We start from the raw sequence: 23,443 nt of genomic DNA, 5'->3' as shown, positions 1-23,443 counted from the left end.
TTATCTCTCTAATCTTAATTATTTTCTAGACAAGACACGTGAACCACCAGCGATTTCAGCAATGTAGAAAGCTGGCGCATAACCAACTGTTTCTGTGTAAACTTGCCCAACGTTTTTAGTAAATTCATCAACTTTATTTTTAGCAACAATGGCAATACCGCAGCCACCGAATCCCGCTCCTGTCATACGAGCTCCGAGGACTCCTTCTTGTTGCCAAGCAGTGTGAGCAAGGGTATCAAGTTCGATACCTGTTACTTCATAATCATGTTCAAGTGAGACATGTGAGGCATTCACCAAACGACCAAATTTTTCAAGTTCACCTGCTGTTAAAGCTTCTTTAGCTTGAAGGGTACGTTGATTTTCCCAGACAGCATGGCGGGCACGTTTGAGACGATTTTCATCTTTAATAAGATAGCTATATTCGTCAAAACTTTGCAAATCAAGTTCACCCAATGTCTTGATATCAAGCACTTGGTTAAGTTCTTCTACTGCTTTTTCACATTCGGCACGACGTTCGTTATATTTTGAATCAGCAAGTTCACGACGTTTATTAGTGTTCATGATGACAATAACATTGTCACCAAGATCAAGTGGAACAAGTTCATATTCTAATGTATTTGTATCAAGGTAAATAGCTTGTTTGTCAGCACCCATACCAATGGCAAATTGGTCCATGATACCAGAATTTACTCCGATAAATTCATTTTCTGTTTGTTTACCAATTTTTACTAAGTCTAAACGTTCAACTTCAAGGTCAAATAATTCTTCGGCTACGATACCAACTAAAAGTTCTAGTGAGGCTGATGATGACAAGCCAGAACCATTTGGAATATTACCGTTGACGTAAAGTTCAAAACCACTGTCAATTTTGTGACCAGCTTCTTGCAAAAATTTAATGACACCTTTTGGATAATTTGTCCAGCTATCTTTCTTATCAAAAGTAAGATTATCAAGTGACACTTCAATAATACCTAAATCATCAAAGTTAGCTGAATAAAAACGTAAAAGTTTATCATCACGTTTACGAGCTGCCCCGTATGTTCCAAGAGTGATAGCTGCAGGGAATACGTGACCACCGTTGTAGTCAGTGTGTTCACCAATTAAATTGATACGTCCAGGTGAGAAAAATGTTGCATCTGCTTCTGTTCCAAATACTTTAGCAAAGGCTTCTTTAAGTTCTGTAATAGTCATGAGGGTCTCCTTTTTTATCTCTTTTTTGTTTGCGCTTTAATTTTACAACCCCAGTTAACTTAAGTCAATAATATTTACTAAAGTTTTACTTAAAATTTTTATTTTTAGAAATCTTGTGATATAATACTATCAAGAAAGAAGGGATGACCTATGGCTACATTAAAAGATATCGCAAAGTTAGCAAATGTTTCGTCAGCGACCGTCTCACGTGTCCTTAATAAAGATAAAACCCTCTCAGTTGGTGAAGAAACACGTCACCGTATTTTGACAGTTGCTGAAGAATTAGGTTACGAAAAACACAAACGCAACACAAACATCACACAAGAACGTCAAAAGATTGCCATTGTCCAATGGTATAGTGAACAAGAAGAGTTAAACGACCTTTACTATTACAGCATTCGTATTGGTCTTGAAAAACGTGCCCAAGAATTAGGTTATGACGTTGTACGCTATTTTAACAATGACATTCTAACGATTTCAGAAAGTGTTAGCGGGATTATCGCTATTGGTAAATTTTCAGACCAACAAATTCACAGTCTAGAAACCCATTCAAAAAACCTAGTTTTCGTTGATAGTGATACTTTGAATGCTGGTCATCCTTGTGTCACTACAGATTTTGATAACGCCGTTGTCAAGGTTCTCGATTATTTCATGAAAAAAGGATTTACTAAAATCGGGATGATTGCTGGGGAAGAACGTACGACTGACCAAAAAGAACTCATTGTCGACCAACGTTTCCGTACCTTTAAAAACTATGCTTACGAAAATAATCTCTATAACCCTGACTATGTCTTTGTAGGAGATTTTTCTGCCCCATCAGGATACGCTTTGATGAAAGAAGCTATCGAAAAATTGGGCGACGACCTTCCACAAGCTTTCTTTGTTGCAAATGACACTCTAGCCATAGGTGCCCTTCGTGCGCTTCAAGAAGCTAACATCGCTGTTCCTGACCGCGTCAGCCTCATTTCTTTCAATGACACACCTCTAACGAAGCAGGTCTTTCCTGCTCTATCCAGTATCACCGTCTATACTGAAGAAATGGGACGCACAGCTGTTGATATCTTAAATCGCCAACTTATCAAACGCCACACCGTCCCAACAATGACAAGACTCGCAACCACACTAACCCTTCGCGAAAGTACGAAATAATACACTGTCTAAACGCTCTCTACTGAGGGTGTTTTTTTATTTTTTAAACTAAAAGTTATCTAAAAATTAAAATCAAAAAAGAAAATATGATATAATCTAGGGTAAAAATGGGAATTAGGAGATATTTTATGGAGAAGTCATTTAACGATGAAGTTCAAAGGCAGAAAAATAATGCTGTCAACCGTGCTCTCGCTGCTACTTTTCAGCAAAGAGCCAATGAACTTCAATCGACCTATAATGCTAATCAAGAAGAAATTGAGCGTTTAAAAGCCGCAAAATCTTCATTAAAAACTGCCATCACTTCTTACAAAGAAGTCAAAAAATCTATCAACTCAACCCTTGTTGATAATATGGATAATGCCAACTTCAAGGGAAGTATTCGAACAACATTTGATGGTCATGCAACAACGATTGTATCTGATATTACGTCAGACATCAGCACCCATAAAGCTAATGTGGACACATTGACTAACGAAATTCAAAAACGTCAAGCATCGCAAAATTCTCTCAGCGGTCTGATTAGCGCCCTTAATAAATCAGCTAGCGATTGCCTAGCTTTAATTCGTTGAGGTGTTTTATGGTAAAAGTTAGTCTTGATGAAAAGAATTGGAAAAGCCTCGTTTCTACAGCGGCTAATGGCATTTCAGATATTGAAGACATTAAGGTTTCTTCTATTGGGAAGACAACCTTAACACGTTTTAAAACTTTTGTTGATATCGAAAATAACTTCAACACGACTTTAGAACACTTCAAAACATACTCTGCAGCAAATGCTAAAAAAATGACCAAAGTGGCTGATAAGATTGTCGCAGAAGATAAAAAAGCTGCTAATCAAATTAAGAGGAATACGGTTAGGTTTAAATAATGAATGAAGATTTGAATACAATTTTTACTAAGCTTTTGTCAGAAAACGATGCGCTTTCTGACTTGGTAACAGATGACTTAATACAATTTGGGACATACGTTGGGGGACAATTAGATATTCTTAGAGAATGCTACATAGCTTTTTGTCAAAATAAAGAAAGCTACATCTATCAAGCATTTTTAGGTGCCCCTATCGAAATAAACTTTAACTATAAAAAAGATAATGTTATTATCACACGTGATAAACAATATAAAATCACCCTGTCTTTGGAAAACTTTCTCATTTTTATGGGATTGATTGACTCAGTTTACAGTAAGATTCTGCCACTAGGAAGTGTCGTCGAACTTGATACGCGACTCTTTCCAGATCAACTCAGAGAAATGTTCTCACATACTCCTGGAGCAAAGGTGATTATCACAGGTCGTAAACTACCTGTTGCTGATAGTATCGGAAATTACGTCGTTGATTATCAAGCGCAGCTATGGCCGCTTGGTGGTTTCCCACCAGTCACTCCAATGACAATCACAAACATGATGATTGGAAAGGTCGTTGCGCGTGGTTATGAAGACGACTACGAAAAATCATTTAGTCAAAAATTAAAACAAACACAGCTTCAAGAAAAACGTTTATCAACGTCATTTATGACAAAAAACGAAGCTTATGCTTTCCTCAAAAAAGCTGGGGGAGGTGACTAGATGGGATTTCACGTTGACCTCGAAGAACTCCACAAGGCTGCTAACAAACTTAATCAAGAAGCCAGCCGAATAGAGACACAATTAACAGACGCCAAAAATAGCGTCAACAAAATCATCACATCTGAAGCTCTCCAAGGAAAAACTGGGCAAGCTATCTACCAACAACTGAACAATGTTGATGCTGCTGTCCTTGTTGGTTTAGCAGATACGTCAAAAGTCCTGGCTAGTGAGTTTTCAAGTCTGCTATCAAGCTTTCACTCAAGCGTCGGAGAAACTTCAAATAGTGCGATACTAGACGAAGATTATCTCAATCAACTAAAAGATAATCTAAACAATTTCAAAAACCAACATGGAGCACAAGAGGAAAATATTTCTAGCATCTATGCTAGTATCAGTGATTTAATCTCACTATCAGGGCCACAGAGTAACTACGATGCAGACAGCGACACCGCAAGCCAGCTCTTAAACACGACGATTGATAAAGTCACAAGTTTTGATAGTAGTGGAACTGCACCTACTTCTGCTGACTTGCTTGCTGCCATTGACACAGAAGTTAATCAAGTTAGCCAGACTACTGATTTGCCATACACCGACAGCCAGTATCTTAGCTTTATCAGTGATGTCAATTTCGCTAAAAGCATCAAATCTGTTGACAAACAACTCACACAACAAGAAAAACTAGCTAAAGAACAAGCTGAACAAAAAGCCAGAAAAGAGTGGGCTAAACAGCATCCCGTGGTGGCCTGGTTACAAAGTCAAGCAGACTTAGACGCCAATTTCTTTGAAGGAACTCGTAAAACATTAGAAAAACAAAACTGGGACTTTTTTGGTGGACAACTTGACAAATCGGTAGCTCTAACAGCCTTAGGTTTTGTCGATGGTGTTTGTGAAACCATTGACCAACTAGCCCTTGGCGCTGCTCAACTTGGCCAACTAGCTTTCGAAGGAATTGAATGGGGTGGAAATACCTTATTTAAGCAAAAAACACCTCAATGGCTTAAAGCTGATGTGACTGGTGCTTGGAACAATGTGAGGGCTGCCAGTGAGTTTGGCACTAGACTAATAGCTCTTGATGCAGATGCTTGGAATGCTGTTGCTAAAACTGGTGAAAAAGTAGGAAGCGACTTGGCATCCGCTATTAAAACAGGGGATGACTATAAAATCGGTGGCTACCTCTTCGATGTCGCCACTTTTGTTGGCCCTGCTGCTGTTGGCAAACTCAAATACGTCGACGAAGCAAGCAACCTCGCTAAATTCACCAAAACCGAGGAAATCGCCTCAACCGTTGGTAAAGTTGAAGATGGGGTGAAGGTTTCTAAATTTAATAAGCTGTTTGGAAAATTAAAAGTAAATGATTTTTCAAAAACTGTTACCACTGACAGTATTAAAAGTACTTCTAAAACTCTTAAAATTGATGAAATTTATTTTGATAAAGCTGGTAATAAGGTAGCAAGATTTAATAATAATGAAGTAGCCTACTTTTCTGCAGAAACTGTTGATGGAAAACCTGTTTTAGTTCGTTCATTAGATTTCTTAAACCCAGATGGAAGTATAAATTGGCCTAAAGGAGATGGATTCGTCCTAGATGCTGCTGGAAATTCAATAACACGCGATGCTAACATCACAGCAGGTCAATTAGTAGATAGATATGGCAGTTCAGGCGGAACTTTTGTTAGTCCTATAATAGGTGGTAAATCTTTTTCTTTTGAATCTCGAGGCTTACCTTATCCAGAAGGTTATCTAGAAAAACATACATATCAATTTACTATGGATATTAATAAAGCTAACTACGAAAAAGCATTTAACAATTTGCACCCAGAAAAGCAAGACAAAATCTTAAAACTTATGAATATTTATAAGTTCTCTGCTGAAGATATTTACAATCCTCAAATAGGTGAAATTGCCGAAGTATTTGGAGCAGGTGGCGGACAACAAATCAAATTAGGAACGAGTGTTTCAATTTATGAAGAGCTTGGATTTTTAAAGGAGATTAAATAATAATGCCAAATTTACAAATAAAAAAACAAGAAATACTGGAAGAAATTGAAAAACGCAATTATCAAACTTTACGCTATTCTATTTTTGAGGCAGGGAATCCTCATGAATGGGAGACCCGCATTGATTACGATAAAACAAGACAAGTTTATCAAGTTTATGCAACAATGGATCGCGCTTCAGTGAGGGGAAAATACGAATTTTTAGATTTTAATTCAGCAAAAGACAAATTTATCGAATTATTAGATTTAACAATAGAAATAAATCGATGGAAAGTTGAAGATGGTAAACAGCCAATATACTACTCTCCACTTTGGTCTGACTACAAACCGATTGAAATGTTTACGACAGTTATTGACTATTGCGACATTGAAGATGGAAATTTAGAGCTCATTATCCTTGATGAAAATCAGTGGGAAGGAACTTCTGAAAAAGAGCATTTACAAAAATTAGAGGAAAAACTAAATACTTATCTCGAATATATTGATGAAAAATGCTATGTTTCAAAATGTGGAGAAAACTTTGATAAAATTATTATCCAAGTTGGTTTCAGACACCATCCTAGTGAAAATGGTATGCGATTCATGAAAAAACAACAACAAAATCTTTCCGAAAGAGGAATTATTTTAGAAATTGTACTAAATGAATAACCCCTGAGACGCATGTTACGCCTCTTTCCATGAAATCTGCTGATTTATTCTGCTGCTTTTGTTATCGGTGAGATTAGATTAAAAAACCAGCTCCTACTTTAGAGCTGGTTTTTATTTTACTCATCCAACCTTAACACAAAAAGCATCCCATGGTTGGAGTTCATGATTTTCAAAGTCTGTTAACTCTGAGGTATTGCTGATGATGGTTTCTTGGTAAGAAAGAGTTGTTTCAAAAGCTTGGACTTGATTTGATAAGTTTGCGACTACTAAATAAGTTTCATCTGCAGTTTTTCTGAGATAAGCAAACACTTTATCAGCTGCCTCTAAAAGTTCAAAATCAGCATCAATCAACCAATCATTTTCTTTGCGAAGTTTGATGAGTTTTTGGTAAGTGTAGAAAATAGAATCTGGATTGTCTAGAGCTGCTTGTACATTAATTTCTGTGTAATTGGGATTAACTGGTAACCAAGTTTTATCAGCCGTTGAAAAGCCAGCATTCTTGCTACTATCCCACTGCATCGGTGTTCTAGCATTGTCCCGACCAATCATGCGAATGCTATCCATGATTTTTTCTGGCGTCTTACCATTTTCAAGGGCTTCTTTGGCAAAGTTGAGCGACTCGATATCATCAATTTCTCCCAAATCTTTGAAAGGATAGTTAGTCATGCCGATTTCTTCTCCTTGGTAGATGTAAGGCGTTCCTCGCATCAAGTGTAGGGAAATAGCTAGCGCTTTAGCTGATTTTTCACGGTAAGTGTCTGTGTTACCCCAGATAGAAAGCACGCGAGGCAAATCATGATTGTCCCAGAAAAGGGAATTCCATCCTTGTCCAAGCTCCAGTTCTGTCTGCCATTTGTTAAAAATAGCTTTGAGTGCAGGAACATTTAACTCCTTTTCGTATTCCCATTTTGAAGCGTTTGGCTTGTGTTGAAGACCGATATGCTCAAATTGGAAGACCATGGACAATTCTTTCTCAGCTGGTGATGAATACTTCTTAGCAATTTCCGGAGTTGCTCCCCAAGTTTCACCAACCGTTAGCAAATCTTTCCCAGCTAAAGTTTTTTGATGCATTTCTTTGAGATAGACATGCAATTTTGGACCATTATTTGAGATTAAGCGGTCAGGAATCTTCCCAATCATGTCAATCACGTCCATGCGAAAACCAGAAATACCTTTGTCAATCCAGCGATTCATCATATCATAAACAGACTGGCGTAACAGCGGATTTTCCCAATTCAAATCAGGTTGTTTCTTACTGAAAAAGTGCAAATAGTATTGCCCAGTTTTGCCATCATATTCCCAAGCAGAACCACCAAAAATAGAATTGAGCTCATTAGGTTTATCACGCCAAATGTAAAAATCACGATACTTGCTGTCAGGATTTTCATGCGCTTCGATAAACCAAGCGTGCTCATCTGACGTGTGATTAACCACTAAGTCCATAATGATGCGGATACCACGCGCTTTTGCCTCTTCTAGCAATCCTTCCATATCAGACATATCGCCAAAAATATCAGCAATCGCCTCATAATTTGAAATGTCATAGCCATTATCATCCATTGGAGACTGGTAAACTGGAGAGAGCCAGATCGCTGTAATTCCAAGTTTTTGCAGGTAATCAAGCTTACTGATAATTCCTTTTAAATCACCAACTCCATCACCATTTGAGTCCTTAAAAGATTTTGGATAAATTTGATAAATCGTTGCTTTGTGCCACCAATGTTTTTCCATAACGCACCTCATTTTAGAATTCTTTGTCTCTATTTTAGCTTTTTCTTTTGTTTTGCGCAAGCGTTTGCATTACTCGAACCTAGATGCTAAGAAAAGCAAGGACACCCCTTGCTTTTTTCTTTATAGAAAGGTAATTTCTTGACCGTTTTCTGTGACATGATAAGTCAAATCTTTTAGATTAATCTTTGCTTGTGCGACAACACTACTGCCTTGATTACGGCGTGTAATAAGAATTGTGTGGCTATCAAGCTCATCAACTTCAATACTGCCATCAAGGTCAAAAGCAGCTGACTGATTACGGAAAGTAAATAGTTTTAGCAAAGCTTGAACAACCGGACGTTTGACTTCTTCTGCAATTTCGCTACTGCTATAATAATGACGATTAATATTGCGCCCTTCTTTTGTTTTTTCTAACAATTCAAGGTCATTTTTCCCTGCCAAAAATCCAACATAATACACTTGTGGAATGCCTGGCGCAAAAGCTTGAATCAAACGAGCTAGAAAATATTTCTTGTCATCATCCCCAAGCGCAGAATAGTAAGTTGAATTGATCTGGTAGATATCAAGATTATTATACTCGGCTGTTGAATATTTTCGGTTAACGTTGGCACCTACTTTATAAAGTTCATTTGACGTGTAATCAATTTCCTCATCCGTCAAGATATCTTTGACGTCAACAACTCCAATACCATCGTGCGTATCGAGTGTCGTAAATTGTCTCATTGGAGACATTTTAAGCCATTTCGCCAAACGATTAACATTTCCGCTGTAAAGGCTATAAAGAACCACCATCGGAAGGGCAAAATCATAAACATAGTAATCGTGCTCAGCGATTTTAAACTGAATCGAATAATGCTCGTGAATTTCTGGAAGTAACTCTGTACCAGATTCCGCAGCAATACTACGGACTTTATCAAGCAAGTCCCAGATTTCTGGTTCTACAAAGAAATCATTAGTATCTAATTTTTTAACTGCATAAGCAAAAGCATCTAATCGAATAAGGTCGCAACCATTTTCAGATAGATGTTCAATGGTCTTTCGAATGAAATCCATCGTCACATCTTTTGTCACATCAAGGTCAATCTGCTCTTCACCAAATGTGTTCCAGAGATGCTCAACTGAACCATCCGCAAAGTGAATTTCTTGTTTTGGTGCGCGGTCTTTACGCTTGTAAATCAAATCCACATCAGCTTGTGTCGGACGATTTTCTGGCCAAAATTTATCCCAATTTAAAAACAAATCTTTATAAGCACTAGCTTCATGTTTTTCTTGATAATCTTTGTAATATTTTGATTGACGAGAAATGTGGTTAATCATGAAATCAAACATGAGATAATACTTCTCACCCAAGGCTTTCACGTCATCCCAGTCCCCAAAGGCAGCATCAACCTCATCATAATCGACTGGCGCAAAACCACGGTCACCTGTTGACGGGAAAAATGGCAAAAGATGGACACCTCCGACCGCCTCTCCAAAATACTTGCCAAGATTTTCATTTAGTTCTTTCAAATTCTTTCCCAGACTATCTGAGTAAGTAATAAGCATTGTTTTATTTTGTATTGTCATAGTTACTCCTTTACCCTTTTTGATTTTAGCACCCAGCAAATATAACAAGTTACGACGTGAGAAAACAAAATCGATATTATTTTGTTTTCGAGCTAGTAAGGTGGCTAGATAATCCGCCATAGTGGTTAGCGTTAGTTGATGAGTTGCTTTAGCAGCCATCAACTATATCAAGTTAAGTTGAACACGACCTACGAGCAGTGCAAAAAAAGATAATTTTTTCCTAGAACGTACACGTTCTTCGTCAAAATTCCTATTTTTGCTACGCTCGCTATACGGCCTCTGTATCCTTACTTCACTGCGCCGTTGCTCATTCCTGAAATGATATGTTTTTGGAAAATAAGGTAAACGATTGTGATAGTAATGATACCGACAACATATGATGCAAAGCTTGGACCATAGTCGCTGAGGTATTGTCCTGTGTAGTTGTATTGGAAAAGTGGCAATGACCATGAGTCTGATGATTTATTCAGCATCAAGAGTGGAAGCATGAAGTCATTCCAGAACCAAAGTGCATTGATAATCAAAGTTGTAGCGTGCATTGGTTTTAACATTGGAAAGACGATTTTGCGATAAGTTGTGAATTTATCAGCACCATCAATCTCAGCTGCTTCATCCAAACTGTCAGGAACACTTAACTTGATGTATCCGACATACAAGAATAAGGTTTGTGGTACAGCATATGTTAAGTACAAGATAATCAAACCCCAAATATTTGTCAAGCCAAGTCGGCTCATCATCACTGTAATTGGAATCATGATAACTTGAAATGGCACAAAAATTCCCAAAATCAATAAACTATACATGATATTGAAAGCACGTTTTTTACTCATATTACGTGCAATGGAATAGGCTGCCGCAGGAATAAATAAAGTCACCAAAATCACTGATACAACGGTGATAATCGTTGAATTTAAGAAATAATGTCCGATGCCGTCAGCAAGCAAGCGTGTGTAGTTGCTTAGAGTGACAGGATTTGGAAAAGCAAAGAAATGTTGCATGATATCCTTAGTTGTCTTAAACGAACTAAAGACAGTTGCTAATAAGGGAATCAAAATCAGAATTGAACCCGCAATTAAGAGCACATATTTCCAAAAAGTATTATAACGTTCTTCTTTTTTCATCTCTCACTCCTATACTTCAAAACGACTTGATAATTTAAGTTGCAACACTGAAACAAGAACAATGATGGCAAAAAGAATCAAGGCAATTGCGTTAGCATAACCGTATTGGTTACTTGAAAAGGCATAATTGTAAACCAAAAGTCCAATTGATGTTGTTGAATTGCTTGGTCCACCACCAGTTAAAGCAAAGATTTGGTCAAAAGCTGTTAAGCCACCTTTTAGTGCCATGATAAAGACCATAGAAATACTTGGTAACAGATATGGTAATTCAATGTTCCAGAACGTTTGTTTGCTATTTGCACCGTCGATTGCGGCCGCTTCTGTGATTTCACTTGGAATGGTTTGAAGACCAGATAGGAAGAGAATAATCGGCATGGCAACACCTTGCCACAACATAACAAAGATTGCTGCAAAAACAGCACCGCCAGTTGTTCCTAAAAGACTTGTTTTCAAAAATTCAATGTTCAAAGCTTCGCCGATAGCAGGCAAACCATAGTTAAAAACTTGTTTAAAAATCAAAGACACTGTCAACCCTGACAAAACAGCTGGGAAAAAGAACCAAGCTCTAAAGAACGTTTGACCTTTGATTTTAGCATTCAAAGCACGCGCCACCCAGATACCAATCACAATTTCACCGACAATTAACGCAATGGTCAAAATCAAAGTAAAGCCAAGAGCCTTAAAGAATTTAGTATCTGTTAGCAAAATTTTATAATTGTTGACACCAACAAAATCAAAATTGTAAGTTAATCCAGTCCAGTTTGTAAAACTATAAAAAGCACCTTGAATCATTGGGAAATAGAAGAAAATTGCTTGTAAAATCAAGGGAACAATCAAGAACACCCAGCCCCAATATTTATTTAAAAATTTTCGCATTCTAGTTTCCTCCTACTTCGTCACATCGGCTTTCATCGGATTGAAAAAGGCATTTAATTCATCTGTATATTGCTTAGCGTCTTTGCTCATCAAATAATTGGCTGTCAAACTAAAGAAGTCGTCTTCGCTTGTCCAATTTTCACCAAGCCAAACATAATGTTTATCAGTAAAAGCAAGCTTATAAAGAGAAGCAAGCGGTGATTTATCATCTTCAACCACACCTTCTACAGACACTGGTGAACCATCAACGTCATAGTATTTTTGCATAGCTTTTGCTGATGCCATATAAGAAATGAATGTTTCACATTCTTTTTTATGCTTAGTTGATGATGAGATAGATAAAGCCAAATCACCTGCACCGACAGTTACTTCCTGACCAGCTTTTTCACCAGGAAATGCAAATGTTGATACTTCAAAATCTGGATTTTGTTGCTTAATGGCAGCTAAAGCCCATGAACCACCCGGCATCATCAAAGCTTTTCCAGTCGCAAACGCCACTACAGAATCATTGTAGGAAGCACCTTGCCAGTTAGTTTGTTGATTTCCTTTATCAGCAAGTAAATCTAGACGCGTTAGCACCCCTTTAACCTCACTATCTGAAGTTGAAATAGAATTAACAGGAGAAAAACGAAGATAATCATTTGCCTTATCACCGCTGCCAGTCACACTGATATAAGCTAATTGGTGATAACCATTTAAAGTCCAACCCTCACTGCCAGCGAGCGCAAATGGTGTTTCACCATCAGCTTTAATTTGTTTAACAAGTGTTTCAAATTCATCCCACGTTTCTGGAACTTTGAGGCCTAATTCTTCAAATTTTGTCTTGTTAAAATAAATCCCTGAAACGTTGGCTGATAGCGGGACGCTATAAATTTTGCCGTTGACAGCATAGTTTTTTTCGTAATGATTTTTGATGTTTTCAAGGTATGATTTTCCAGTCATATTCTCAAAGTAACCTGCTTTTGCCCACTCTTTAAAATCAACGTTCTGAGGGTAAATGTTAATGACATCCGGAGCATCACCTGCAAGCATACGCGTTTTTAGAACAGTACCAGCACTTGGCACACTGGTCATTTTAACGTGAATGTTAGGATTTTCTTTTTCAAAATCCTTAATGATTTCTTTTAGCGTATCAACCATTTCTGTTTTTTGGTTGAAATATTCGATAGTTACCTTACCACCATTAGAGGAATCACTGCTTTTTGAACAAGCTGTCAATGTCAAAGCAGCTGCCGCTGTCAACATTGCCACTCCAGTCACTATTAATCGTTTAGGCCATTTCATGGAAAACCTCCTTATTGTTTCACGAAATAGTATTGTTTGCTGAGGTAATCACCTTGTGGGAGAATCGCTGTGAGGCCCGCGTACATGAGCTCTGCTCCTGAAAAGACTTGGTCTGTTCCTTGCAAGCAGTAAAGAGCTTCTTCTTCCAAGCCTTTCAGCTTAAGTGTTGTTTCAATTGTTTCAATCGTTGAAAGTGTACGAACGTAAGTCATGACAACCTTATCTTCATAAACAAATTCTACCGCTGCTTCGTTTGAACCTGCTTCTGGATTGATGAGGCGATATTGTTTTCCAAATTGGACAACTGGTCGAATGTCTTTGTAGTGTGCAACCTGAGCAGCAATCACTTCTTTGTCACTTTCTGGCAAGCTTGTCAAATCAAGTTCATAGCCAAGATTTCCCATCATGGCAACATTACCGCGAGTTTCAATCGGTGTTGTGCGTCCCATTTGGTGATTAGGACTTGCTGATACGTGAGAGCCCATTGAAATGGTTGGGTGAAGGTAACTTGAGCCGTATTGGATTGGCAAACGTGAAATGGCATCAGTATTGTCACTAGCCCAAACTTGTGGGAAATAGCGCATCATACCAAGGTCATTTCGACCACCGCCACCTGAGCAAGATTCAAAGAGAATGTTACTATGTTTTTCTGTCAAATAAGACACCAAATCATACAAACCTAGCATGTAAGCATGAGATTGCATTTGGGTCGCAAGGTAAGTATCACCATTTCCGATATTTGTGATGTTACGGTTATAATCCCATTTAACATAATCAATAGCATTTTCTGTCAAAATCTTATCAATAGCTGCCTTGATATAAGCTACGACATCAGGATTTGCAAGGTTGAGCACCAATTGATTACGAGAATAAGTATGACCACGACCTTCAGCTTGAATAGCCCAATCTGGATGCGCACGATAAAGGTCACTATCAACAGAAATCATTTCTGGTTCAAACCACAAACCAAATTTCAAACCTTTGGCATGCACTTCAGTAATCAAGTCATTCAAATGTCCACCGAGTTTTTCTTCGTTGACAACCCAGTCACCAAGCGCACGATTATCATCAAATCGGTTACCAAACCAACCGTCATCAAGAACAAAAAGCTCGATACCAAGTTTGCTTGCTTCGTCAGCTAAATCAAGCAATTTTTCTTTTTTGAAATCAAAATAAGTCGCTTCCCAATTGTTAATGAGAATTGGACGTTCAGCATGTGCAAATTGTTTTGGCATGATGTGATCTTGAATGAACAATTGACTTTCTTGAGTGAGTTTTCCAAGGCCTTGATTTGAAAAGGTCATCAAAGCCACTGGTGTTTCAAAGCTATCGCCAGCTGATAGTTGCCAAGCAAAATTATCATCGTTGATTCCGATACCTAAACGAACTTCGTTCAATTGATTTTTTTGGACAAAAGCTTGGAAATTACCGCTGTAAAGCAGTTGAAGAGCTAAAGCCTGACCAGCATCTTCTGTTGCTGTGTGGTCACATAAAATCATGGCAGGTGTATGTGAATGACCTGAAGCACCGCGATTTGAAGCAACTGTAAAAATACCTTGTTCAACTTTTTGACGACGAACCGTTTTTTCACGCGCATAAGCACCTTGCAATGTCACCACATCATAATCAGAAGCTGGCACATCAAGCATGGTTGACAAAGCACGATTGATAACAACTGCTTTATCTGATAAATTTCGAACCTCAGCATGAGTTGAAATGGTGTTGCAATCAGCATAAGCAGTGTAGTAAAGTTTTAATTCTAGCGCAGCGACTTTGTCTTCAAGTGTCAAAACCAAAGTTTCGGCATCTTCTGTCGTATGTGGATTAGGTAATCCTGTTGCTTCTTTTGCGCCGTGTAAAATCTCACTAGATGTTAACTTAAATTGTGTCAATTCATTATTAGCGTGTGCTATTTTTAGAGATGGTTGTCGAAAATCTCCGAACCCATGAACGCCAAAAACTTGGCGTTGGGTATCATAACTAAAGGTGCGGTTATCTGGAGTTGGATTTCCTGAAAAAGCGTGGTCCTTCTCCAAAATAGCGTTTGAGCCGTGATATTTGGCGATTTTGCCTCCAATATGACGAAGAAGCAAATCCCCTTCTTTATTTTCGATAATCATTGACATCTCTTTACTTTGAATGTAAAAAAGATTCCCTTCGATGCGAATTCCCATGATAATTCCTCCCTTTGTTTACTAAAATTTTACCATCATTTATTTACCTCTTGAATGGTATCATGTTGGGCAAATATGGTAAAATGTTGTTTATAAAGGAGTTGATACTTTGAATGTTCTAAATACCTACAACGAATTTGACACGAATAATTTTGACCTGAACGTCGACCATTATGGTGCTGAGATTTGTGATAAAAACTACTCTTTTGGACCTACTGTTAGGGATAACTATGTCCTTCATTTCATTGTTGATGGCAAGGGAACTTTCAAAATCGATGGCACAACGACCGAACTCAAAACAGGTGATATGTTCATTTTGCCAAAAGGAAAAGTGACCTTCTACCAAGCTGATAGCAAGCACCCTTGGACTTATCTTTGGGTTGGATTTAGTGGCTCAAAAGCTGAAAGCATCTTAAATAAAACACAACTTCTTGAACACTATTTTTGTCATTCAACGCTCAACTCTAAAATCCTCGATCAGCTAGTCAAATTAACACAATTCCGTGATCAAAAGCTCGATGACATTACAGAGCTTCAGCTGATTGCTGAACTTTACAAATTGCTAGCGTTTCTAATAGAAGAATTTCCAAGCAAAGCAATGTCTGATAGCAGTATTTTGATTCAAAATTACATCAAGCAAGCTAAAAAAATCATTCACACACAATATGGAAATCCATTAAAAATCAGTGATATTGCCAAAAAGCTCAATCTAAATCGCTCCTACTTATACAAGATTTTCAAAGAAGAAACAGGTTATTCTCTCAAGGATTATCTCATCCAAATCCGCATGGAAAAAAGTACTGATTTGCTTACCAGCACGACTTTTCACATCTCAGAAATCGCAAATGCTGTAGGCTTTCCAGACGCTCTCGCCTTCAGCAAGGCTTTCAAAAAACATTTCGGACAAAGCCCAAGCAATTACCGAAAAGCGCTGAAAAAATAAAACAAAAAAACTCCCCCAGAACTGAGTTCTTGGGGAGTTTTTCTTAATCAACTTTAACAAGTCGGACGTTATCAATATTTAGCCATTTGTTGGCAGATGATTTGACGTAAACGCTAACTTCACACTGTCCGTTTGTGATTTTAATATTATCAATGGTGTAAGTTTTCCAAGTATTTGAATCTTTGAGAGAGATTTTTTGTTCACTGCCACCATAATTTTTAATATAAAGTTCTGCATTTTCAAGACTTGTATCACCCATAGCATCGATGCTTAATTTGTAAGTACCTGAGCTGAGATTTCCTACTGTTTGATAGATAGAACTTTCGTATGCTTTGTCTGACCAGAAGCTGAGTTTATAACGCGTATTATCGTAAATTTCTGTCTTGATTCCAGAAATTTGGCCATTTTTCCAAACATTCCAAGATGATGGACTTTCGGTATAACCGTCCCATTCAAAGCTATTGTTTTGAAGGAGATTTGTTAGATTAGAGTAATTAAAGGCTTTGATACCACGCAAAGCATTTCCTTGAAAATCAAAGACAGCTTGATTTTCCCATTCGTTACCTGTCATATCTGAAACGCCAAGATATGACATACCTGCTTGCGTAGCCCATGAGACGTTACCGTTATACCAGAGTGGTTCCCAATAAAAGAAACCAAGTCCATTGTTATTTTTGACATCCTTAATCTTATCAACCAAGTCTGTCAAAAATTCGTACTGACCATCTTGGCTAGCTTTGTAACCAGCTGCTGCTTCTTCTGTTGCTGTGACAGCATTTGTCTTTTGGTCAAGATTGTCAAGAGTATTAGCATAAGCTGTTTCAACCACAACAACTTTTTTGTTGTAGCGTTCGCTGATATTATCCATATTTTCAGAGAGTTCCGCTAATGTACCGTGCCAATATGGGTAATAAGAAATACCGACAATATCAAAATCAACGGATTGATTGGTAATTTCATCTAACCACCATTGAAAAGCTGATTTGTCACCGCCGTCTGCTAAATGAAGCATGATTGGTGTGTTACTTTGTTGCGTGTCTTTCACAGCTTGAACACCAGATTTTAGGAAAGTCGCTAGGCGAGTGAATTCCTTTCCATCACCGCCCCAGCTTTTCCCGTAAGGCCAAAGCATACCGCTGTTAAGTTCGTTTCCGATTTGCACCATATCAGGGTAAATACCTTGTGACTTCATCTGATTAAGGACATCAGCTGTGTAAGAATAGACACTTGAATTTAATTGTTCAAAGGATTGATTCTGCCAAGCTTTGGGAAGATTTTGCTTTCCAGGGTCAACCCAGAAATCACTGTAATGGAAATCAAGTAAGACTTTTAATCCTTTATTTTTAGCACGTTTGGCTAATTTTAACGTTCTGTTTAAATCGTTAGTTCCTGCACCGTAGGCATTACCATTTGCATCATAAGGATCAACCCAAAGTCGCAAGCGAACATAGTTAACACCATTATCTTTTAAAATTGTCAGCGGATCTTGTTGTTTACCATTGATTTTGTAAATAGCTCCGCTTTGTTCCATCTCATCAAGGATTGAAATATCAGCTCCGTTGATGAAGTTATCGGCTTTAGTCATAGTAGTTCCAGCAAAAGCTAGACTAAATACTGCTGCACTTGCCATGGCAATCTTCTTTAGCTTTTTCATAATTTTTTCCTAGCTTTTAATACATCAGTTAGTCAAAGTATGACATTACGAAGGCTACTGCACCTTCTGGATCACGGGTTAATTTAATGTATTCAGCACCTTTTGTAGCTGCTAACTTGATACCAAGAGCATCTGTATCTTTCTTGATGTCTTCGTAGAATGAATTCACTTGTGGAGCAAGCACAATCATATCAAAGTTTTTCATGATTTCATAATGTGAACCGTAAGCGCCAGCTGATGCTGTAATATTAGCACCTGTTGCAGCAGCACCTTCGGTAAGAGCATTAGCAAGCATAGCACTTGTACCAGCACCGGCACAAAGAACTAAGACGTTGATTGGTTTATCAGTTGTCACTTTAACAGCAGGTTTTGCTTCAACAACTTTTTCTGCAGCTTTTACTGGAGTAATACTTTCAAGTTCTTCTATTGCAGCATTTTCAGCTTCTTCTTCAAGAAGTGAAGCATCATAAGCTTTGATGAATGGGAAGTAAATAATCGCATCAACAGCAATAAGAACAAAGACAAGAACAACAGCTAGAAGGCTAACGCCTGTACCAAGAATAAGTCCGATTGGAGCTGGTGTTGCCCAAGGAAGAACATACATGAAGCTGTTCATTTGAAGCACATCAACAAAGAATTTGAAAATCCAAACGTTGGCAATTGGTGCCAAAAGGAATGGAATAAAGAAGTAAGGGTTTAGAATAATTGGTGTTGCAAAAAGCAAAGGTTCGTTAACGGCAAAGCTAACTGGGATAAATGAAGCTTTACCAACGGCTTTCAATTGTTTTGATTTAGCAAATAGCAAGAAAAGATATGGAACAACAAGTGTGGCACCAGTACCACCCATAGTACCAACAAAGTTACCAAGACCGACAGTCAATACGTTTGAAGCATGTTCACCAGCTTTAAACAATTGCAGGTTAGTTTCGACATTCGCATAGATAATCGCTGCGATAGCTGGTTCTACGATTGACGGACCATGCACACCAACGAACCAGAAGAGTGCCATTGCACCCCAGATAATTGCAATTCCAAGGTAACCATCTGCTGCTGTAAACAAAGGTTGTAACAAAGTGATAACTGCTTCAGCAAATGATGTACCAAAGAAATGACGAATAATTGTATCAATAATAACTGCTGCAAAAACTGCAAATGAGAATGGGAAAATATCGCGGAATGTTTGAGAAATAGTACCAGGTACTTCTTTTGGCATCTTGATTGTAATGTCACGAAGTACACAGAATTTATAAACATTAACAGTGATAAAGGCTGCGACGAAAGCTGCTAGGATACCTTTTGTACCCATGTAACCAGTAGCAAGTCCATCTTTGATTTCATCAGCACTCAACATCAAGAAGCTGACAATTGAGGCAAGCATGACAGACACCGCATTGATTTTTTTGTTACCTGGCATTTTGCGGTTAACAGATTCTGCCAAACAACGTGCTGTTGTCGCTGAAACAAGAAGGGCAACTACACCCATTGAATAGTTGTAAATTTTCCAAAGCCAACTTGAGAAATCTTCTGGTAATTTGATTCCAAGAACATCCGGAATGGATGCAATCAAGATGAAAATACTAGAAAAGAGAATAGCTGGCATTGCTGCTAGGAAACCATCACGAATGGCACCTAGATAAATGTTACGAGAAATTTTTTCAAAAAAAGGTTTACCCTTTTCAATTTGTTGAATGAGTTTGTTCATGATAAAACTCCCCAAGAACCTGAGCTTAGCAAACGAGAGGAGATTAAGCATTTGCCAAGCCTTGGTTCACTTCCTTTCTTTTTTAAAAATTAGCGATTTTTATATAATTCAATAAAATCCGTAATAAGGTCACGTAGCAACAAGGTTGTCATCAAGTGATCTTGACCGTGAACAAAGATAAAACCAAGTTCCAAATCTTCACCACCTGCTTCTTGTGCTAGCAAGGCTGTTTGAGCATTGTGAGCTTTTGCCAAGTTTTCATCGGCGTCTTTAATGGCTTTGTCAACATTATCAAAGTTGCCAGAACGAACTTCCTTGAGCAATTGTAACAGTGTACTTCTAGCATCACCTGAGTAAGCTACAATTTCAAATCCCAACATTTGTAATTCTTTTTTATCCATATTCAAAATCCCCTATTCTACAATTTTTGTATCGCTGATGTGTTTGTACCAGTAAGCTGATGCTTTTGGATAACGTTTTTGTGTTTCAAAATCCACATAGAACAAACCATAGCGTTTATTATATCCATTTGACCATGAGAAGCAATCCATCAATGACCATAGGAAATATCCTTTAACATTAACTCCAGCCTCAATTGCTTTAGCAAGAGATTGAAGGTAAACTTTCAAATAATCAATACGAGCTGTGTCCATAACAACGCCATCATCAAATTCATCTTTGTAGCCCATACCATTTTCTGTGATGTAAATCTTGTTATAGTGTGGGTAATCTGCTTTGATGCGAAGAAGCAAATCATACAAGCCTTCTGGATAAATAATCCAATCCCAATCCGTTCTTGGAATGCCTTCTTTGTAAATGCGTTCGCCGATACCTTTCACTTTATAAACAGATGTTCCTTTATCGCCTGTACCGTTGTGATGAATAGCATTTTCACCATTGTAGGCTTTGACAAAGTGACATTGATAATGGTTAATGCCAAGATAATCGTTGCGGTGACTAGCTTTTTTCATTTCTTCAAAGTCGCTGTCAAGGAATTCATAGCTAGCATTATTCGCTGCGCAAATTTCGTTAAGCGCTTCCATTGTTTCGTTTGAATAATAACCTAGATAAGTTGCATCAAGTAAGAAACGAATTGAAAGAGCATCATCTAGGAAAGCGGCATGTTTATCTTCTTCACTATCTGTTGCAGGGTATTTTGTTTCAAGAGAGTGAACCACACCAATTTCACCTTGGTAGCCGCCATCTTTAAACAAATTAACCACACGCGCATGTGCGTACATCATATTATGAAGACATTGGATAACTTTTGAAAGGTCATATTTGATACCTGGTGGGAAAATTCCAAGTAGATATTGGTTAGTTGCGACTGGATAGATTTCATTGAAAGTACTCCAGTGACGAACTTCTGTAAATTCTTCAAAACAGAATTTTGCATAATCAACAAAAGCTTCAATCGTGTCACGGTTTAAGAAATCACCGTTATCAAACAACACTTTTGGTGTATCAAAGTGATGAAGTGTCACAAATGCTGTAATGCCACGTTTTTGACATTCTGCAAAAACCTTGTGATAGAAATCCACACCTTCTTGATTGACTTCACCAGTTCCATTTGGGAAAATACGGCTCCAAGCAATTGATAAGCGAAGCCCATTGACACCAAATTTTTCACAAAGCTCGATATCTTGTGGGTATTGGTGATAAAAATCACTCGCAGGGTCTGGACTAAAGCGACCTTGTTCAGCTAGAAAATCATCCCAAGCAACTGCTCCTTTTCCACCTTCTTTTGTTGAACCTTCAACTTGGTAAGCTGCTGTTGCTCCACCAAAAATAAAATCTTCTGGTAATTTGTACATTTTTCTCTCCTTATTTCAATAAACGTTGAATATGTATAACTAGATAAACACGTTCACTGCGTGATAAATCTATGTCTAATTCTTTTTCAATCACATCGTAAATAGCTTGTCCGATTTGGTAAGCTTGTGGATAATCTGATTTAACAAATTCCTCCATATTGATTAACGACGTTTCATCTTGTTGATTTGTCTGCAATCGATTAATCAAATAGGTAAGATGAATCATTAAGCGGTCATATAAATTGCCATTTTCTGCGCTACGTTTAATGCCGTTATTCAATAATTCTTCTTCAACTAATTCCAAGACACGCTTTCTTGCATGTTCTTGCTTATTTTCTGAAACCTCGTAATCACCTTTTGCATTGATAAAATGCAAAGCCATGCGTCCAACTTCGTCGTCAGGAAAAGCAACTGACAATTTTTGACTTAACATCTCAACTGCTTCTTTTGCCATCGCAAATTCTGTCTCATAAGCATCAGAAATATCTGGTAAATGACTTTCCTGATAATTTCCTTTTAACAGCTTTTGATAAACTGAATAAACATGGTCTGTCAGCGTCACGTATAAATACTCTTGAACAGGAAAATGATATTTATCAACTAATCGATCAATCATATTGTAAGTGACTGTTAAGATATCAAGTGGAATATTTTTCAAAAGCGTTAAAAAGTTTTCTTTTGATTCTTCTGTTCTTAAAGAAAAAATCTTTTCAACTTTGCTTGGTACGATTAAGTCACCTTTTTTCTTCTGAAAAACAATTCCTAATCCCATAACGACAGCTTGTTGCCCTTGTTCATCCTTAACTAAGGCAACATTATTGTTGAGCGCTTGTACAATCCGAAACATTTGACCCCTCCCCAGTGGTTTTTAGGCAATAAAAAACCACAAACAAGCTAGACCTCCCCCGTCTAGATTATTTGCGGTCTTGCCTAATGTCTTAGTTACAATCCACTCTATTTAATTTCTATGGTTATAATATAACACACATTTTTAATTTTGTAAACCCTTTCTTGTTTATTTTTTGAGTATTTTTGTTTATTTTTAAACATTTTCAAAAAATAGTAATAGAAAAAGATTTTTCATCAGTTTCTTCAGATGATACAAAAGTAACCTGACGTTTATCTTCTAAAACATCACTCTCATCAAGTGACGTTGACAAACCACTCCATGGTTCCAAGGCAATAAAGGGACCTTTAGTCGTTGTTGACCATAAAATCAGATTAGGGAAATCTGCAAAATCCAAGCGCAATCCTTTATCATGTTTATGAGATTTGAGAGAAACACTTCGCGAAGCCAATTGATCTAAAGTAATCGCATCTTTAGCAAACAAAGCATAATCCAATTCTAGAACCTTTTGATTTTGCAAAAATGGCGTACGCTTATTGACATCAAGAAGCCCAGTTTCAGGAAAAGTTTCTGGTACAGTACAAGTCTCCTCTTTTTCAAACTCGAGATAATAATCTTCATAACGCTCATCAAAAAGCAAAGGGCAATTAAAACCTGGGTGTCCTCCAATAAAATAAGGCATAGCCTTAGCTTTTTCATGATTAGTCACTTGATAAGTCACAGAAATCGTCTTATCAACCAAAGTATAAACAATTCTTAATTCAAAATCATAAGGATAATTAGCCAAGGTCTCATCAGTTGCTCGAATTGAAAATGCTAGGCTATTATCAGATATCTGCTCATACGTAAAATTTTTCTTGCGCACTAAGCCATGACGTGGAATGATTCCTGTAAAATGTGGGTGCGTACAAGGACGATAAATGACTTCATCATCACGTAAACTACCACAAATAGGAAATAAAACAGGTGCTTGAGAGCTCCAATACTCTGGGTTTCCTTGCCACAGATATTCGATACCATCTTTGTCCTTTATTGAAGATAAGGCACCACCAAATTCTTTGAACTGCACTGTTAAAAAATCATTTTTTAATTCTATAACCATAAAATTCTCCTTAAAAAGGGAATGCTAGCCCTCACAACCAACATTCCCAATTTCAAAAAACAAATTAACATAAAAGAAGTTTTA

Annotated in this window: 20 protein-coding genes; 7 read left to right on the top strand and 13 right to left on the bottom strand. The window is 37.6% G+C overall.

Annotation, left to right across the window (positions count from 1 at the left end; all coding sequences use genetic code 11):
- Positions 1-18 precede the first annotated feature (18 nt).
- On the bottom strand, positions 19-1,191 hold the full coding sequence (locus ACN0NP_RS06110) for a galactokinase (RefSeq protein ID WP_423216978.1): 1,173 nt from the start codon (positions 1,189-1,191) through the stop codon (positions 19-21).
- A gap of 150 nt (positions 1,192-1,341) precedes the next feature.
- Between ACN0NP_RS06110 and ACN0NP_RS06105 the strand changes: the two genes are divergently transcribed.
- The 6 genes from ACN0NP_RS06105 to ACN0NP_RS06080 all read left to right on the top strand — a co-directional run bounded on the left by ACN0NP_RS06105 (position 1,342) and on the right by ACN0NP_RS06080 (position 6,545).
- A complete protein-coding gene (locus ACN0NP_RS06105; RefSeq protein ID WP_423216977.1) occupies positions 1,342-2,340 on the top strand; it encodes a LacI family DNA-binding transcriptional regulator in 999 nt (332 codons plus the stop codon).
- Between the two features lie 128 nt (positions 2,341-2,468).
- A complete protein-coding gene (locus ACN0NP_RS06100; protein WP_423216976.1) occupies positions 2,469-2,909 on the top strand; it encodes a YwqH-like family protein in 441 nt (146 codons plus the stop codon).
- Positions 2,910-2,917: 8 nt separating this feature from the next.
- Positions 2,918-3,205, top strand: a complete 288-nt coding sequence (locus ACN0NP_RS06095) for a hypothetical protein (RefSeq protein WP_074534027.1) — start codon at positions 2,918-2,920, stop codon at positions 3,203-3,205.
- Positions 3,205-3,900, top strand: coding sequence for a DUF4176 domain-containing protein (locus ACN0NP_RS06090; RefSeq protein WP_423216975.1), 696 nt, complete (start codon positions 3,205-3,207; stop codon positions 3,898-3,900). Before ACN0NP_RS06095 ends, ACN0NP_RS06090 begins: the two co-directional genes overlap by 1 nt.
- Entirely contained in the window at positions 3,901-5,898 is a 1,998-nt protein-coding gene (locus tag ACN0NP_RS06085) for a T7SS effector LXG polymorphic toxin (RefSeq protein ID WP_423216974.1), read from the top strand.
- A gap of 2 nt (positions 5,899-5,900) precedes the next feature.
- Positions 5,901-6,545: an Imm59 family immunity protein gene (locus ACN0NP_RS06080; RefSeq protein ID WP_423216973.1), complete on the top strand. Its 645-nt coding sequence runs from the start codon at positions 5,901-5,903 to the stop codon at positions 6,543-6,545.
- Between the two features lie 120 nt (positions 6,546-6,665).
- Here the strand turns inward: ACN0NP_RS06080 and dexB are convergent, their stop codons facing one another.
- The 6 genes from dexB to ACN0NP_RS06050 all read right to left on the bottom strand — a co-directional run bounded on the left by dexB (position 6,666) and on the right by ACN0NP_RS06050 (position 15,297).
- Positions 6,666-8,276, bottom strand: a complete 1,611-nt coding sequence (gene dexB / locus ACN0NP_RS06075) for a glucan 1,6-alpha-glucosidase DexB (RefSeq protein WP_423216972.1) — start codon at positions 8,274-8,276, stop codon at positions 6,666-6,668.
- A gap of 120 nt (positions 8,277-8,396) precedes the next feature.
- Positions 8,397-9,842: a sucrose phosphorylase gene (gene gtfA, locus ACN0NP_RS06070; RefSeq protein ID WP_423216971.1), complete on the bottom strand. Its 1,446-nt coding sequence runs from the start codon at positions 9,840-9,842 to the stop codon at positions 8,397-8,399.
- 287 nt (positions 9,843-10,129) lie between these two features.
- Positions 10,130-10,963 (bottom strand): carbohydrate ABC transporter permease, encoded by an 834-nt coding sequence (locus ACN0NP_RS06065; RefSeq protein WP_003063108.1) that lies wholly within the window; start codon positions 10,961-10,963, stop codon positions 10,130-10,132.
- A gap of 9 nt (positions 10,964-10,972) precedes the next feature.
- Positions 10,973-11,839, bottom strand: coding sequence for a carbohydrate ABC transporter permease (locus ACN0NP_RS06060; protein ID WP_021141582.1), 867 nt, complete (start codon positions 11,837-11,839; stop codon positions 10,973-10,975).
- Positions 11,840-11,851: 12 nt separating this feature from the next.
- Complete coding sequence (locus ACN0NP_RS06055) at positions 11,852-13,123, bottom strand: extracellular solute-binding protein (RefSeq protein WP_423216970.1); 1,272 nt, start codon at positions 13,121-13,123, stop codon at positions 11,852-11,854.
- Positions 13,124-13,134: 11 nt separating this feature from the next.
- Positions 13,135-15,297: an alpha-galactosidase gene (locus ACN0NP_RS06050; protein WP_423216969.1), complete on the bottom strand. Its 2,163-nt coding sequence runs from the start codon at positions 15,295-15,297 to the stop codon at positions 13,135-13,137.
- Positions 15,298-15,406: 109 nt separating this feature from the next.
- On the opposite strand from ACN0NP_RS06050, the gene ACN0NP_RS06045 reads away from it, so the two are divergent.
- The gene (locus tag ACN0NP_RS06045; protein ID WP_423216968.1) at positions 15,407-16,240 is read left to right on the top strand and encodes an AraC family transcriptional regulator; all 834 of its coding nucleotides are present in this window, start codon (positions 15,407-15,409) and stop codon (positions 16,238-16,240) included.
- A 43-nt stretch (positions 16,241-16,283) separates the two neighbouring features.
- Here the strand turns inward: ACN0NP_RS06045 and ACN0NP_RS06040 are convergent, their stop codons facing one another.
- The 6 genes from ACN0NP_RS06040 to ACN0NP_RS06015 form a co-directional block, all read right to left on the bottom strand.
- On the bottom strand, positions 16,284-17,894 hold the full coding sequence (locus tag ACN0NP_RS06040) for a glycoside hydrolase family 53 protein (protein WP_423216967.1): 1,611 nt from the start codon (positions 17,892-17,894) through the stop codon (positions 16,284-16,286).
- Positions 17,895-17,922: 28 nt separating this feature from the next.
- Complete coding sequence (locus ACN0NP_RS06035) at positions 17,923-19,596, bottom strand: PTS lactose transporter subunit IIBC (protein ID WP_027968077.1); 1,674 nt, start codon at positions 19,594-19,596, stop codon at positions 17,923-17,925.
- 89 nt (positions 19,597-19,685) lie between these two features.
- Positions 19,686-19,997, bottom strand: coding sequence for a PTS lactose/cellobiose transporter subunit IIA (locus ACN0NP_RS06030; RefSeq protein ID WP_021141568.1), 312 nt, complete (start codon positions 19,995-19,997; stop codon positions 19,686-19,688).
- Positions 19,998-20,009: 12 nt separating this feature from the next.
- Positions 20,010-21,410: a 6-phospho-beta-galactosidase gene (gene lacG, locus ACN0NP_RS06025; RefSeq protein ID WP_423216966.1), complete on the bottom strand. Its 1,401-nt coding sequence runs from the start codon at positions 21,408-21,410 to the stop codon at positions 20,010-20,012.
- A gap of 10 nt (positions 21,411-21,420) precedes the next feature.
- Positions 21,421-22,257, bottom strand: coding sequence for a PRD domain-containing protein (locus ACN0NP_RS06020; RefSeq protein WP_423216965.1), 837 nt, complete (start codon positions 22,255-22,257; stop codon positions 21,421-21,423).
- A gap of 205 nt (positions 22,258-22,462) precedes the next feature.
- Positions 22,463-23,359: an aldose 1-epimerase family protein gene (locus ACN0NP_RS06015; protein WP_423216964.1), complete on the bottom strand. Its 897-nt coding sequence runs from the start codon at positions 23,357-23,359 to the stop codon at positions 22,463-22,465.
- Positions 23,360-23,443 lie beyond the last annotated feature (84 nt).

This window comes from Streptococcus equinus, from assembly GCF_049393805.1.
Lineage (GTDB): Bacteria > Bacillota > Bacilli > Lactobacillales > Streptococcaceae > Streptococcus > Streptococcus equinus.
Note: the sequence above shows the minus strand (reverse complement) of the source record. Positions and strands in the feature narration are given on the sequence as shown.

What these genes read in the sequence shown, in the direction of transcription:
- ACN0NP_RS06085 (WP_423216974.1), top strand. Translation starts at nt 3,901, where the DNA reads ATGGGATTTCACGTTGACCTCGAAGAACTCCACAAGGCTGCTAACAAA.
- ACN0NP_RS06050 (WP_423216969.1), bottom strand. Translation starts at nt 15,297, where the DNA reads ATGGGAATTCGCATCGAAGGGAATCTTTTTTACATTCAAAGTAAAGAG.
- ACN0NP_RS06020 (WP_423216965.1), bottom strand. Translation starts at nt 22,257, where the DNA reads ATGTTTCGGATTGTACAAGCGCTCAACAATAATGTTGCCTTAGTTAAG.
- ACN0NP_RS06105 (WP_423216977.1), top strand. Translation starts at nt 1,342, where the DNA reads ATGGCTACATTAAAAGATATCGCAAAGTTAGCAAATGTTTCGTCAGCG.
- ACN0NP_RS06035 (WP_027968077.1), bottom strand. Translation starts at nt 19,596, where the DNA reads ATGAACAAACTCATTCAACAAATTGAAAAGGGTAAACCTTTTTTTGAA.
- gtfA (WP_423216971.1), bottom strand. Translation starts at nt 9,842, where the DNA reads ATGACAATACAAAATAAAACAATGCTTATTACTTACTCAGATAGTCTG.
- ACN0NP_RS06055 (WP_423216970.1), bottom strand. Translation starts at nt 13,123, where the DNA reads ATGAAATGGCCTAAACGATTAATAGTGACTGGAGTGGCAATGTTGACA.
- ACN0NP_RS06060 (WP_021141582.1), bottom strand. Translation starts at nt 11,839, where the DNA reads ATGCGAAAATTTTTAAATAAATATTGGGGCTGGGTGTTCTTGATTGTT.
- ACN0NP_RS06110 (WP_423216978.1), bottom strand. Translation starts at nt 1,191, where the DNA reads ATGACTATTACAGAACTTAAAGAAGCCTTTGCTAAAGTATTTGGAACA.
- ACN0NP_RS06065 (WP_003063108.1), bottom strand. Translation starts at nt 10,963, where the DNA reads ATGAAAAAAGAAGAACGTTATAATACTTTTTGGAAATATGTGCTCTTA.
- ACN0NP_RS06095 (WP_074534027.1), top strand. Translation starts at nt 2,918, where the DNA reads ATGGTAAAAGTTAGTCTTGATGAAAAGAATTGGAAAAGCCTCGTTTCT.
- ACN0NP_RS06040 (WP_423216967.1), bottom strand. Translation starts at nt 17,894, where the DNA reads ATGAAAAAGCTAAAGAAGATTGCCATGGCAAGTGCAGCAGTATTTAGT.
- ACN0NP_RS06030 (WP_021141568.1), bottom strand. Translation starts at nt 19,997, where the DNA reads ATGGATAAAAAAGAATTACAAATGTTGGGATTTGAAATTGTAGCTTAC.
- lacG (WP_423216966.1), bottom strand. Translation starts at nt 21,410, where the DNA reads ATGTACAAATTACCAGAAGATTTTATTTTTGGTGGAGCAACAGCAGCT.
- dexB (WP_423216972.1), bottom strand. Translation starts at nt 8,276, where the DNA reads ATGGAAAAACATTGGTGGCACAAAGCAACGATTTATCAAATTTATCCA.
- ACN0NP_RS06080 (WP_423216973.1), top strand. Translation starts at nt 5,901, where the DNA reads ATGCCAAATTTACAAATAAAAAAACAAGAAATACTGGAAGAAATTGAA.
- ACN0NP_RS06090 (WP_423216975.1), top strand. Translation starts at nt 3,205, where the DNA reads ATGAATGAAGATTTGAATACAATTTTTACTAAGCTTTTGTCAGAAAAC.
- ACN0NP_RS06015 (WP_423216964.1), bottom strand. Translation starts at nt 23,359, where the DNA reads ATGGTTATAGAATTAAAAAATGATTTTTTAACAGTGCAGTTCAAAGAA.
- ACN0NP_RS06100 (WP_423216976.1), top strand. Translation starts at nt 2,469, where the DNA reads ATGGAGAAGTCATTTAACGATGAAGTTCAAAGGCAGAAAAATAATGCT.